General features: G+C 53.1%; 12 protein-coding genes and 1 pseudogene. 4 read left to right on the plus strand and 9 right to left on the minus strand.

Going from position 1 to position 12973, the window contains the following annotated elements:
* Positions 1 to 122 precede the first annotated feature (122 nt).
* The 4 genes and pseudogenes from B5E43_RS03355 to B5E43_RS15045 all read left to right on the plus strand — a co-directional run.
* Positions 123 to 443, plus strand: a pseudogene (locus B5E43_RS03355) (CotH kinase family protein); the annotation flags it as partial.
* A gap of 397 nt (positions 444 to 840) precedes the next feature.
* A complete protein-coding gene (locus B5E43_RS15040; protein ID WP_158098950.1) occupies positions 841 to 1092 on the plus strand; it encodes a hypothetical protein in 252 nt (83 codons plus the stop codon).
* Positions 1093 to 1153: 61 nt separating this feature from the next.
* A complete protein-coding gene (locus tag B5E43_RS03365) occupies positions 1154 to 1537 on the plus strand; it encodes a hypothetical protein (protein ID WP_087393651.1) in 384 nt (127 codons plus the stop codon).
* Entirely contained in the window at positions 1527 to 1694 is a 168-nt protein-coding gene (locus B5E43_RS15045) for a hypothetical protein (protein ID WP_158098951.1), read from the plus strand. Before B5E43_RS03365 ends, B5E43_RS15045 begins: the two co-directional genes overlap by 11 nt.
* Before the next feature lie 305 nt (positions 1695 to 1999).
* On the opposite strand, the gene spoIVA is transcribed toward B5E43_RS15045, so the two are convergent.
* From spoIVA to def, 9 genes are all read right to left on the minus strand, one after another.
* On the minus strand, positions 2000 to 3478 hold the full coding sequence (spoIVA, locus tag B5E43_RS03370; RefSeq protein WP_343214264.1) for a stage IV sporulation protein A: 1479 nt from the start codon (positions 3476 to 3478) through the stop codon (positions 2000 to 2002).
* 140 nt (positions 3479 to 3618) lie between these two features.
* Positions 3619 to 5145 (minus strand): SPOCS domain-containing protein, encoded by a 1527-nt coding sequence (locus B5E43_RS03375; RefSeq protein ID WP_087393655.1) that lies wholly within the window; start codon positions 5143 to 5145, stop codon positions 3619 to 3621.
* A gap of 284 nt (positions 5146 to 5429) precedes the next feature.
* Positions 5430 to 6314 (minus strand): ribosome small subunit-dependent GTPase A, encoded by an 885-nt coding sequence (gene rsgA / locus B5E43_RS03380; RefSeq protein ID WP_087393657.1) that lies wholly within the window; start codon positions 6312 to 6314, stop codon positions 5430 to 5432.
* 2 nt (positions 6315 to 6316) lie between these two features.
* Entirely contained in the window at positions 6317 to 8317 is a 2001-nt protein-coding gene (pknB, locus tag B5E43_RS03385) for a Stk1 family PASTA domain-containing Ser/Thr kinase (protein ID WP_087393659.1), read from the minus strand.
* A 39-nt stretch (positions 8318 to 8356) separates the two neighbouring features.
* Positions 8357 to 9076, minus strand: a complete 720-nt coding sequence (locus tag B5E43_RS03390; protein ID WP_087393661.1) for a Stp1/IreP family PP2C-type Ser/Thr phosphatase — start codon at positions 9074 to 9076, stop codon at positions 8357 to 8359.
* A 57-nt stretch (positions 9077 to 9133) separates the two neighbouring features.
* Complete coding sequence (gene rlmN / locus B5E43_RS03395; protein WP_087393663.1) at positions 9134 to 10162, minus strand: 23S rRNA (adenine(2503)-C(2))-methyltransferase RlmN; 1029 nt, start codon at positions 10160 to 10162, stop codon at positions 9134 to 9136.
* A gap of 5 nt (positions 10163 to 10167) precedes the next feature.
* A complete protein-coding gene (gene rsmB, locus B5E43_RS03400; RefSeq protein WP_087393665.1) occupies positions 10168 to 11496 on the minus strand; it encodes a 16S rRNA (cytosine(967)-C(5))-methyltransferase RsmB in 1329 nt (442 codons plus the stop codon).
* Positions 11497 to 11534: 38 nt separating this feature from the next.
* Entirely contained in the window at positions 11535 to 12467 is a 933-nt protein-coding gene (fmt, locus tag B5E43_RS03405) for a methionyl-tRNA formyltransferase (RefSeq protein ID WP_087393667.1), read from the minus strand.
* Positions 12464 to 12961: a peptide deformylase gene (gene def, locus B5E43_RS03410; protein WP_087393668.1), complete on the minus strand. Its 498-nt coding sequence runs from the start codon at positions 12959 to 12961 to the stop codon at positions 12464 to 12466. The genes fmt and def overlap by 4 nt, the downstream gene beginning before the upstream one ends.
* Between the last annotated feature and the right edge of the window lie 12 nt (positions 12962 to 12973).

The following is a 12973-nucleotide window of genomic DNA, read 5'->3' on the forward strand; positions in this document are numbered from 1 at the left end:
GCCCGGTGCACCACGCCAGCGGCCGCCATGCACCATTTCGGCGGAATGGGTGCACCATTCCAGCGGTGGCTATGCACCATCATCTGCGGTCAAGTTGCACTTTTTGAGCGGCGTACGCAGCTCGGTACCATGAATACTTTGACGCTCTGATCGAAAGCTATTTTGAGAGCGGATATTTTGAGGCATTCGTGGCTGACACCACCACGATGATCATGCCTTACGCAGAGAAAGACCCTACTGCTTTCTGCTCTTATGAGGACTTCCAGCTGGGCGTGGAGACGATCACGAATTTCTGTCTGCTGCGCGCCGAAAGCGTGCGTGGTCAGCTGGATGGAACCATCCCCTCTACCATCGCGGCGCAGGCGGAGGATAAAAGTTGTTTTGTCGATGCGTCTTCTGTCTGGTTGCCTGACATGGGAGAGATCGCAGACTTGAAAGATTAAGCAAGAACGCCACGCCTGCATTCCGTTTTGGAACGACAGGCGTGGCGCTTGTTTTTCTATGGTTCTGCCATTTACCCCGTTTATTAGAACCTATCTTCTGCAGCTTAGTCAATCTCCCTTGTGTCTTTTCGAAGTATACGATATTGCAACACTGGAGTGCAGATTTCAAAGGGCTTTTATTGACTACAGTTGACGCAGATAAGGCGGCGAAACTGGATAGTCTGCAATCTCAGTTACTTCCTTATATGCAAGCGGCTGTTATTGGCAACAAGATGTTAGAGAGAGCAGAGCAACAGGTTAGCCGCGATATGTCAGAACGAGCGGGGACTATCTATTTCCAAGATACCAGCGTATCAGTGGATAATGCTGTAAGAGCGAAAAATGAAGTGGGCGGCAGATGGGGTATATTCCTTATGCAGTAGACCAGCAGATTACGAGAGAATGTGCAAAACAGGCAGAAAGCACGGCTGTTCCACAGCAAAGTCCACATGAGGACAGTGTAAACTCCACGCTCTCACAGCGAGAAACAAGCGAGATCGCCGTTGAGGATATTTCTGCTGTTACTACCACCGACAGCGCAGAAAACAGCGAGAAACGCCACGAGAGCAGGCAGAGCAAGTCCAACTTTGCGAATGTAAGCATACTGTGAGCATAGAGAAACGGGACAGAGTAAGCATAAACCAACAGGAAACTTTTTAGGGGGTGATTTTATGGAGATTGAAAAAATCGCGGGGTTGACCACAAAACAATCCATTTTTCTTATTGAGTATGCCAGGACGGATAACCTCGCTCACGCTTGCAGAGAAGCCCATATTAACCGAAATACGGGCTACAAGTATTTGCAGAATGAGGACTTCCAGGCCGCTTTGCAGGATATGAAAGAGAAAATCGTCAATGCGGCGTGGACGAAGTTATCCAGCAGTTTGGAAACGGCGGTTGAAAATGTGGTTGCGGTGCTGAACGACCCAAAAGCGACCATCAACGCCAGATTGAGGGCAACGGAGCTGATTTTTAACTATACTTCACGTTATGCAGAAAGCCGGGATATTTTAGCGAGAATGGAGCGTTTGGAGGAATGTTTCAATGCAGAGTAAAGTCCTCTTGAAAAAACTGAAACAGATGGAGCGGAAAGCCAACGGCAAAAGGCGGCAGTATGTCTTTTTCGGCAAGCCAAGCCGAGCAGAGTTGGCAAAACTGCCAGAGGGCGCAAGGGTCATTATCTTTGTCGGGGAAGATGAAATCTCAGACTAAAAAGGGCGGCTACACAGTAGGCAATACTGTAAACTTCGCATGATCTGACAGAATAACCCCCTTGACATCCACCCCCCACCGGCGTTATCTTGTTACCAAGGCGGCAGCCGGACAAGCCCGCTGCCGCCACAAACTAATTTTGCTCTATTCGCACCTGAAATGGACTTTACACAGAATTTGGGATTGACCCATTAAACTGTATCATGACAACATATTTCTTTGGCTCATGTGCATTCATTTCTTGCTGATTTGTGGTATTGTTTTGGGCGGGAGCACCCTACATGCTCCCGCCCATGTTTTTTGAATCACAAAATAATGCAGATAAGTCCTCCAGACCCCTCGTTGATAATTCGCTGCAGCGTTTCCCGCAGTTTGGAGCGGGCATCCTCAGGCATTCGTTTCAGCTTTGCATTGAGATCCTCATTCACCAGCTCATGCAGCGACTTCCCAAAAATATTGGCCTCCCAAATTTTGCTGTTGTCCCCTTCGTATTCTTGCAGGAGATAGCTAATCATATCCTCACTCTGCTTCTCTCCACCCACAATGGGGGACACCTCTGTTTCAATGTCGGCCCGGATCATATGGATGGATGGAGCGCTCGCTTTTAAGCGCACACCATACCGGCCTCCCTGTTTCGTGATCTCAGGTTCTTCCAGTACCAGAGAGTCGATGGAGGGAACAACAATCCCATAGCCGGTCTCCTCCACCTCCTTTAATGCATCCGCCACCTTGTCATAAGATGCTTTCACGTCTGCTAATTCAGTCAGCAAGGCCATTAGATCCCCGTCATCCCCGATTTGGAACCCAGACTGTTGGGAAAGTGTAGCATAAAAGAGTGCCCGCGGCAGTTCCAGCATAGCCATCGAGAGACCAGTACCCAAGTCAATGGATATAATTTTGGTCTCGCTGACCATTTCGCACTCCCGGAAGGCTTCTACCGCCTGTTCCACATCCCGGATCCGGCGCAGGTGACCGGTCCCCTCCCGTATTGCGGCATACAGCGCAGCCTTGATCGGGTGCTCTTGGGGCAGGGCATCCACCCAGGGAGGCAGGAACAAATCAAGCTCCTGCATGGGGAACTCATAGAGTACACTCTTGAGCAAGCTGCTGATTTGCTCCCGGTCCAATTCCAAACAGTTGACTGCAAGGCAAGTAACGTCATGCCGCTGGGCGATATCTGCTTGGATTGCTTTTGCACGCTCTGAATTGGGATAGGCCGAATTGAGCAATACGACAAAGGGTTTTCCCAACTCCTTCAACTCTGAAATGACCCGCTCCTCCGGTTCTACGTAGTCTTCTCGCGGAATGTCGGTAATGGTGCCATCCGTTGTGATGACGATCCCTATGGTGGAGTGCTCGGAAATCACTTTTCGTGTTCCAATCTCCGCCGCTTCCGCCATGGGGATCTCATGGTCATACCAGGGAGTGGTGACCATACGCTCGGTCTCCCCTTCTAACTGGCCTACCGCTCCCTCCACCATATACCCTACACAGTCAATCAGTCGGACCTGGAAGTCCGCCCCTCCGTCTACAGCCACAGAAACCGCTTCTTCCGGAACAAATTTGGGTTCCGCCGTCATAATGGTGCGGCCCGACCCGCTCTGAGGCAATTCATCTCTGGCCCGTTCCCGACGGTAGACATTTTCAATATTGGGGATAACCAAGGTCTCCATAAAACGCTTTATGAATGTGGATTTTCCTGTTCGGACCGGCCCCACCACGCCGATGTAGATATCGCCCTGTGTACGAAGTGCGATATCCTCGTAGATTTTGCGGTCTTCCACTGCCATTCCTCCTTCGGCCCGTTTGGTAAGCCGGTAGTTTTCCTTACACTCTATGAGGATAAGCTCTGGAATATAACAGCGACTCGTCCTTTTTTCCAGAATGAAAAAGGCACCTCATCCACAGACAAGGTGCCCGTTTCTTAGCGGGAGCTGGGAATCAGCAGCATCTTGCCCTCCGGCAGCACCTGATCTTCCAGTTCATTGGCCTGCAGAATCTGTTCCACTGTTGTTCCATATGCTTTGGCAATTTCCCAAACGCCCTCTCCAGGCGCAGCAAGGCGTAATACAATGGACGGGCGCTTCCCGTCTTCATTGGCCCTGGCATCCCCCAATCTGGCATTCTCCACAAAGGCCATCGGAGTCCGGCAGGTGGACAGGTAATGAAATTCCACAGGAAAACGCACTTCAATGCCTCCGGCACTTGGGGCTGCAAACACTTCTCCCGTGGTCCGACAAATGCAGCTGCATTGATATCCAGTCGGACAATCCAACCGACATGATACGGGAATTGTTCGCTGAATCCGCTGAATTTGCTCATGCTCATCCCAATATAAAACGGTAATCCATGCCTCTACCGTCAGAACTAGCTGGTCCCCCTCCCGGCTCTGGGTGAGCTGCCCCAAAGACAACCGGCTGTCGGTAACTCCTCGCACCATCTCTCCGGTTTCCAGCAGTTCCCGCACGGTCTGTGGCCGCATCCCCTGCTCCCCCAAGCGGCACAGGGGCAACAGTTGGCTGTCTACCTCCGTTTTCCATTTTGTGCTGTACAAGTCCTGCAGCAACGTCACACTGCGCCGGCAGCGTACCATCACCTGCGCCAGCAACTCCAGCGCAACCTCCCAGTTTCGTCCGTCCCCCGGCTCTTCTTGGCACTGTAGATCCGTCAACTCTACCCGAACCTGACAATCCCCCTCCTCTCCGACTCCGGAGACCTCCAGGATTTGCGAAAAAGGAAGTGACTCATGAGCGGAAGAAATGCCTCCCTCCGGCTCCTGAAGCAGCAGGTATACCTCCGCCATGCCTTTAAAAATCAATTTGGAACCAATTAGCTTACACTCAGTACACACAGGCTGTGCACGGCAGGCCAAAACCTGAGGAGCCTCTCCTTGCCCAGAGGGAAGGCGAATGGACTCTGTAAATGTAAAGGGTTTTTCCTGGATAGAAACCAGTTGATAGGTATCACCATGATACTGCCGCTGACACAGGGCCCCCTTCTCCTCCTCCAGCACACCCTTGCATATGGGATGCTCCACCGGCTGACAGGCCGTCACATCCACCGCCAAGTCCACTCGCAGCAAAACCTTGCGTGGATTCAGTGCTCTGGCCTCTGCATTTCGCAGGCGGGGACTGGCCTGGACCATCCCATGCTCTGTCAGTCCCTGGGCCTCTACCTGACAGGTAAATGGGAGTCCTACTTCCATCCGGCGCAAGCCAGAGGCCCCCTCAGGCTGATACAGAATGACGGCCCGAACCATCCCGGAAACTGACGCTGTCCCCTCCTTTGCCTGCTTACTCCCCAGGTACGCCTGGCCACACACATCCACAATGCGCAGAATGTCCGGACAGGCATCCGGTACAATACTCTCCAGTGTCTCCTCCTGGCACAGCGTCACCTCCGCCACCGTTTCGTAACAGATCATGGTATCACGGTCAAATTCTAATTCCATCGTTCTTGTCCTCTCCTTGTCATGGTGTTCGGCCGGCAGGACGCGGCCCCGGCTTTGTGACACTATATGCCTGCGGAGAGGGTTATAGACCTGTTTGCTTACTTCATGCCAAAAATCCTGCGCAGCAGACCCCGCAGGCACTTTGGAGAACGTACTACCACGATGCCCATGAAACCGCCTCCCCTCCCTGTTAGATTGACCGTTCCCGGCTAATCCAGTATATGGTCTGGTTCCTACCAGTGACACAAAAAAACGAGAGAACGGCAAAAAAGCCGTTCTCTCGTTTAACGTTCGTTTCGTTCCCAGTCCGGAATGGACTTGGCCTGTTCATACAAGCGGACATAGCTTTGATGGCGGCTGGCTGGGATTGCTCCCTCTCTCACAGCCTGAAGTACTGCGCAGCCTTGCTCCTTTACGTGGGCACAGTCCTGAAAGCGGCATTTGCCCAAGTATGGCGCAAATTCCGGAAAGCAGCTTTGGAGCCGTTCCTTCCGCGTCAATTCCATCCGCTCCACATCGAAGGAGGAAAACCCCGGTGTATCTGCCACCAGAGCATCACAGGACAGCCGAAACAGCTCTACGTGCCGGGTGGTGTGCCGTCCGCGTCCCAGCTTTCGGCTCACATCCCCTGTGGCCAACTGAATCTCCGGTTCAAGGGCGTTGAGGATACTGGACTTACCCACTCCAGAATTTCCTGTAAAGGCAGATACCTTTCCAGTAATCAATTCCTTCAGCTGGTCCAACCCTTCCCCTGTTTCCGCGCTGACCCGAAGAGTAGGAAATCCCGCCTTTTCATAGATTTCCGCCAACCCCGCGCCAGAGACCAAATCGCACTTGTTAATACACAGGATGCTGGGACATCCCCGGCTCTCCGCAATAGCCGCTACCCGGTCAATTAGAAAAGGATCGGTCACCGGTATGGCCTCGGAGGCAATGATGACCAGCTGATCAATATTTGCCACTGCCGGGCGGTAAAATTGATTTTTCCGAGGCAAAACCTGGTCCAGCGCCCCGCTCCCATCCGGCAAGGGGGTAAACTCAACCCGGTCTCCCACCAGGGGACTCATTTTCTCATGGCGTAGCTTTCCCCGGCCCCGGCAAGCAGTCAGAGAGTGGCCATCGTCCACATAATAAAACCCGCTGAGGGCTTTCGTGATAATCCCTTCCATGGTCACTCCTCGAGGGTCACAGTCAACGTATCATAGAGACTCCCATTTATAAATACAGTTAGGGTTTTCGTCTCGCCCACCTTTCCCGTCACCGGGACGGAGACATTGGGCAATTCCATGGCTGTGTCAATATCGTTCTCGTAAATCACCACTCCATCCATCATCACTGATACATTGATGATCTCTCCCGTATCTGGGATATTAGGAATGGATACGGTATTGGTGACCTCCTTCGGCTGGGTGTCCGGATCAGGGCCCTGGCTCACATTCAGATTTACCTTGTCCCCCTCAGATACCTCTGCATTGGGGGCCGGGTACTGATCGACCACTTTGCCCTCTTCCACAGTATCGCTGTATACCGGAATGATCTCTCCCTGCTCCAAATTTTGTAAAGCAAGCTGGTTGAGAGCATTCTCCTGGGTCATACCAATCAAAGTCGGCATGGGGAAGGTCTTGGTCTCCGGTCCCAGACTGATGACCATCTGCACCTTCGTCCCCGATGAGATGGGCGTTCCCTTCAATGGGGTATAGGAGATCACATGGTCCTTTTCTACTTTGTCATCGTTTTGATAGGTGGGCGTGTCATAGGCAATTCCTGCCTTGTTCAGGGCTTGGAAGGCCTCCAGATAATGCATGCCGTCCAGATCGATCATTTCCACCGTTTTCGGTCCGGCACTGACGGTAACAGTGATTTCCGTCACATCCTCCCCTACCTGGCTTTCTCCCTTGGGGTCCTGTTCCAGAATCGTTCCCTCTTCTGCGTCGTTTTCCACCGTCGATCCTATGGTCACTGTGAATCGACCCAAAAGCTCGCTATTCTGGCTGACTTCGTCATAGAGCTGACCAACCAAATTGGGGACTGTATCTTTTTGGGGCGGGGAGAAAAGATCAGAGAAAATGGTATTGTACAACAGCATGAACACCAGTGCCACAAACACCAGAACCCCCGCCGCAGCGGCCACAATCACCCACGGTGAGCCAGAACGGCGGTCCTCCTCTAGATCGTCCTCCTCCTCATAGCGGCGGGAAGGACGGCTAGACCCTCGAGAAGTGCTATGGCTGCGTTCCCGACTGTGGCTGTGGGTATGGGTAACTGTCCGGATTTGGGTCTTCTCCTCGTCGGGCTCCTCCTCCGGCATAAACTCACTGAGATTATAGTCAAAATTGATATTGGGATTTTTCCTGAACTCCTCCAGATCCGCCAGCATTTCATCAGCAGAGCTATAGCGGTTATCCGGATTGGGCGCCATCGCCTTCATCGTGATCTCTTCCAAGGCCTCCGGAATGGTGGGATCAATTTCCCGTGGTGAAAGTGGAATAGAGTTGATGTGCTGAATTGCCACAGAGACCGGAGTGTCCCCTTCGAAGGGGAGCCGGCCCGTAATCATCTCATAGAGGACCACGCCGGCCGAGTACAAATCCGAGCGGGCATCAATATGGCTGCCTCTGGCCTGCTCTGGAGAAATATAATGCACCGAACCAAGCGCCTCTTGTGTCAAGGTGCTGTGTCCTCCGGACGTCACCCGGGCAATTCCAAAATCGGCCACCTTAACGCTGCCGTCCCGTAAAACCATCACGTTATGGGGCTTAATATCCCGGTGAATGATCCCGCGGCTGTGGGCATGCCCCAGGGCTTTTACAATCTGAGTGGTGAAATGAAGAGCCTCCCGCCAGTTCAGCTTATTCCCTTTTTTCTGCATATACTGCTTAAGGGTAATGCCATCTATGAGCTCCATGACGATATATTCCAGCTCAGAAGACCGGCTGACATCGTACACAGCCACAATGTTGGGGTGGGAGAGCATGGCAACCGCTTGAGACTCATCATGGAACCGGCGGCGAAATTCTGCGTCCTGGGCCAAATCTTCCCGCAGAATTTTAATGGCCACCAAACGGTTGAGCCGATGGCACCGCGCTTTATAGACCCGCGCCATTCCTCCGGTCCCGATGACCTCCAGAATCTCATATCGGTTATCGAGTAATTTACCTATGTATTGATCCATGGTAAATCTCCTCCTTATATCTTCAGCATGGGACCGGCCTTATCCCTGAATCAGAACCGCTGTCACATTGTCCGGCGCTCCCCGGTGCATGGCAATGTCCAGTAAACGCTGGCAGCAGGTCTCATCTTCTCCGCCGTGAATCACCTCATAGAGGATCTCCTGCTCTGTCACCACATTACTCAGGCCATCACTGCACAGCAGGAGATATTCCCCCTGCTTAAGCGGCTGGCGGAAGCAATCGGTGAGCAAAATCGGCTCCGCTCCCAAGGCCCGGGTAATCAAATTTTTGTGGGGATGGTTTCGTGCCTCTTCCCGGGTCAGCTCTCCCCGCTCTACCATATCCTCCACAAGTGAGTGGTCTCGGGTGACTAACACAATCCCCGCCTGGCTGATATGATAGGCGCGGCTGTCCCCTTCATTCAGGATCAGCGCCTCTTCCTTACCAACCAACGCCGCCACCAAGGTGGTGCCCATTCCGGTGCACTCCTCCTCTGTAGTAGCACGGCGAAAAATCTCTTGGTTTGCTAAAGCGGCCGCAGACTGCATCCGCTCCTGGTCGTTGGATTCCTTCTCCTGCTCCATAAACCGCTTCATGAAGAGGTCTACCGCCATGGCGCTTGCCACGTTTCCTGCCCGAGCGCCACCCATCCCATCGCAGACCAAAGCGATGATACGGCCATCCTCCATCTTCTGTGTGGCATAGGCATCTTGATTTTGCTGTCGGACTGCACCGCGATGGGTGATCCCCCATATCTGCATGGAAATCGTCCTCTTTTCTGCCGGCATTCCGGCGCTGGTAAACAGTGGGGCAGACAATCATCCGTTGTCCTGCCGCATCGCCTTCCGGCGAAGCTGCCCACAAGAAGCGTCAATATCGCTGCCGAGCCGGCGACGTACCGTTACTGTCACGCCATGGCTCTCCAGCCGTTTCTGAAACGCCGCCACACGGCGGCTAGGCTTTAAGGGGCTCTCCTCCACATTATTCAGCGGAATGAGATTGACATGGCCTCCCGTCCCTTTCAGCAAGTGCGCCAAACGGTCCGCCTGCCAGTCCGAATCATTTACCCCATCAATCATAGCATATTCGTAGGAGATTCGCCGCCCAGTGGTCTGGAAATACCGGCGGCAAGTGTCCATCAGCCGGTCCACTCCCACAGAACGATTTACCGGCATGATCTTAGAACGAGTCTCATCGTCCGGTGCGTGCAGGGAAACGGATAATGTTAATTGTAACCCATATTCAGCCAGTTTGTCAATTTTCTCAACCAAACCACAGGTAGATAGAGAAATATGGCGCATCCCGATATTCATTCCATCGGGATGGTTAATGAGGGTAAGAAAACGAATCACCGTGTCAAAATTATCCAGGGGCTCCCCAATCCCCATTAACACAATATTAGAGATTGGCTCCCCGCTGTCCAGCTGGGTAAATAGCACTTGATCTACCATTTCTCCTGGTGTCAAGTCCCTTACCTTGCCAGCTAATGTGGACGCACAAAAAGCGCAGCCCATTCGGCACCCCACCTGGCAGGAGATACAGACCGTGTTTCCATGCTTATACCGCATAAACACTGTCTCAATGCAGTTTCCATCTCCCAGCTCCCAGAGGTATTTGATGGTCCCGTCCAACTGGGACACTTGTTTCCGTGCCACCTTAGGTGCCGTAAGAATACAAGTTTCCTTCAACTTCTGACGCAGCCCCTTGGAGAGATCACTCATCTCCTCAAAGGAGGTTACGCCCCGGTACAGCCACCGGAACACCTGCTTGGCGCGAAATGCGGGCTCCCCTTGGTCTTTGAACCACTGCGTGAGTTCTTCCAGGGTCATGGATTTTATGTCTACCAAAAGGTTCAACCTCTCTTTCGCAGCTTGCTGATGAAAAAGCCGTCTGTACCATGGCGGTGAGGCCAAAGGGTCACCATGCCAGCGGTAATTTCTCCAAGTGGTCCAGGAAGTGTAAAGGATTCCAGCTTGTAATCTATGTGGTCCGACAAAAAGCTCTGGACCACCTCTTCATTCTCCCGGTACAGCAGGGTACAAGTAGAATACAATAAAATTCCTCCCGGCCGTACATAACGGGCAGCATTATTTAAAATGGATCGCTGAATCTGAGGAAGCTCGGCCAAAGGCTCTGGGTCTTTATACCGGATATCCGGCTTTTTTCGAATGACACCCAAACCGGAGCAGGGTGCGTCTACAATCACCAAATCGAAGGCCTCGGCCCACTCCTCCCGATACACCTTTCCATCTGCTGTTTGGGGATGAATAATCGTCAGCCCCAGACGTTCTGCCCCCGCCTGAATGAGCCGTTTTTTGTGGGGGTGCAGGTCACAGGAGATGATCTCACCCTGGTTTTTCATCACAATGGCCGCGGCAAAAGACTTTCCTCCCGGTGCGGCACAGCAATCCAGTACCCGCATGCCCGGCTCAGCAGCCGCAGCTAATATGGCGCACCGGGAAGCTGGATCCTGGATGTAAAATAGCCCCTCTTGAAATGCCTGCAGGCGCTCCAGATTTCCGGTTTTTGTCAGAATTACACAGTCCTCCAGCCAAGGGTGGGGCTGCACTTGGGCCTGTTCTGTCTCCAGCTGAGCCAGAAGCTCTTGTGTGGTAGTCCGGCAACGGTTGACCATCCCCGTCATGGGAGGCTGGCTGTTGTCAGCCGCCAAAAGTTGAGGGGTCTCCTGCTCACCAAGTGTAAGGAGAAATTCCTTTACCATCCACTCCGGGTGGGAGTAAAGAGTCGATAGGTACATGACCGGGTCCTGCTGGGGAATCACCGGCAGGTTGTCCCGGTTACGCTCCAAACTGCGCAGGATTCCGTTAACCATGCCCGCAGCTCGTGGATTTTTACAGTGGAGCTTCGTCATGGCAACCGCTCGATTCACCGCCGCGCTGTGGGGGATTTTGGTTAAAAACAGCATCTGGTATGCCCCAAGGCGAAGAATCTGAAGCACCTTTCCTTCCATCCGTTTAAGGGGAATATTGGAAAATTTGGAGAGATAGAAGTCCAGCAACATCTGATTTTGGAGCACGCCAAAGCAAAGCTGCGTGGCCAGGGCCGCATCTCTGTGATCTAGACCAGCTGCTGACAGCTGCTTTTTTAGCTCGCCGTCTGTCCAACCACCCTGTCTCTGGCAGGCGTTCAGCGTCAACATTGCCACTTCCCGAGCATCCATTTCTTTTCGCCTCCTTCTCTCCTATTGTCCGCTAGGACTCAATTCTTTGATGCGTCAATGGGATGGCCGCGCAAATAATCACCAGCCGCCATCCGTCTGCTGCCGGGAGCCTGCAGCTCCAACAGGCGCAACACCTGCCCATCTCCACAGGCCACATCAATTCCATCGCTGCCTGTCCGCACCACCGTTCCAGGCGCTTTGGTTGTAGTTTCCCCTGTCTCCACAGAGGCAAACACCTTTACCGGTTCCTTGGAGAAAATGTCAGTGGAAGTGGCAGGCCAGGGCACCAGTCCACGAATTTTATTGTGGATGGACCGGGCCGGCTGCTCCCAGTCAATGGGAGACAAGCTACGGGAAAGCATGGGGGCCAGAGTCACTTTCGCTGGATCCTGAGGCATGCGGCTAGCAGTTCCGTCAGCAATCTGTGCCACCGTTTTGACCAACAGTTCCCCTCCCATTTGAGCCAGACGGTCATGTACCGTCTCCACCGTCTCATTGGGATCAATGGGCGTAGCCAACTGCGCGATAATATCTCCCGCATCCAATTCCGAAGCCATGTGCATAATCGTCACACCGGTTTCCTGCTCTCCATTGATGACAGCCCAATGGATGGGGGCTGAGCCGCGATATTTGGGGAGCAGAGAGGAGTGGACATTGATACACCCCTTGGGAGGCAGGGCAAGAATATCATCGGGCAAAATACGGCCATAGGCCGCTACCACAATCAACTCCGGGTTCAGTTCCTTCAATTGCGCCAAGGCTGTCCCATCCCGTAGCTTTGTGGGCTGGAATACCGGGATTCCGTGACTCTGTGCGCAGGCTTTGACCGGAGTTGGCTGGAGCTTATTCTGGTGGCGCCCCACCGGTTTGTCCGGTTGGCTGAATACCCCGCACACCTCATGTCCCGCCTGCACCAGAGCCTCCAGGGACGGGACGGCAAAATCGGGCGTACCCATAAAGACAATTCTCATTGTCCCTCCTCCTGCTCCTCCACCATGGCATCCAGTTCTTCACTGGTATACAGCTTTTCACACAGCTCGGTAAATAGGTGGCCATCCAGATGGCTCAATTCATGACAGAAGCAGCGGGCCGTTATATCCCGTCCCTCTACCTCAAACCAATCGCCCTTGCGGTCCTGGGCACGCACTTTTACCCAGTCCGGACGCTTCACATATCCCCACATACCGGGCACAGACAGACAGCCCTCCAGGCCATCCTGCTCCCCGCTCTGTTCCAGGATCTCTGGATTGACCAGCTCCAGCATTTCCCCTCTCTCGTTAATAACAATCACTGCACGGCGGAGAATGCCCACCTGAGGGGCTGCCAAACCTAGTCCATTTGCCTCAGCCAGTGTCTGCTTCAAATCATCCAGAAGATCCGCCAATTTCTCATCAAACTTTGTTACCGGATGGCACATCTTCCCCAACACGGGATCGCCCTTTTTCACAATTTCACGAATTGCCATTGTCGTTTCTCC

The sequence above is a fragment of the Flavonifractor sp. An100 genome, assembly GCF_002161175.1.
Classification (GTDB): domain Bacteria; phylum Bacillota; class Clostridia; order Oscillospirales; family Oscillospiraceae; genus Lawsonibacter.

Coding starts and splice junctions, on each gene's coding strand:
- B5E43_RS15040 (WP_158098950.1), top strand. CDS start 841: ATGGGGTATATTCCTTATGCAGTAGACCAGCAGATTACGAGAGAATGT.
- B5E43_RS03365 (WP_087393651.1), top strand. CDS start 1,154: ATGGAGATTGAAAAAATCGCGGGGTTGACCACAAAACAATCCATTTTT.
- B5E43_RS15045 (WP_158098951.1), top strand. CDS start 1,527: ATGCAGAGTAAAGTCCTCTTGAAAAAACTGAAACAGATGGAGCGGAAA.
- B5E43_RS03375 (WP_087393655.1), bottom strand. CDS start 5,145: ATGGAATTAGAATTTGACCGTGATACCATGATCTGTTACGAAACGGTG.
- rsgA (WP_087393657.1), bottom strand. CDS start 6,314: ATGGAAGGGATTATCACGAAAGCCCTCAGCGGGTTTTATTATGTGGAC.
- pknB (WP_087393659.1), bottom strand. CDS start 8,317: ATGGATCAATACATAGGTAAATTACTCGATAACCGATATGAGATTCTG.
- B5E43_RS03390 (WP_087393661.1), bottom strand. CDS start 9,076: ATGCAGATATGGGGGATCACCCATCGCGGTGCAGTCCGACAGCAAAAT.
- rsmB (WP_087393665.1), bottom strand. CDS start 11,496: ATGGATGCTCGGGAAGTGGCAATGTTGACGCTGAACGCCTGCCAGAGA.
- fmt (WP_087393667.1), bottom strand. CDS start 12,467: ATGAGAATTGTCTTTATGGGTACGCCCGATTTTGCCGTCCCGTCCCTG.
- def (WP_087393668.1), bottom strand. CDS start 12,961: ATGGCAATTCGTGAAATTGTGAAAAAGGGCGATCCCGTGTTGGGGAAG.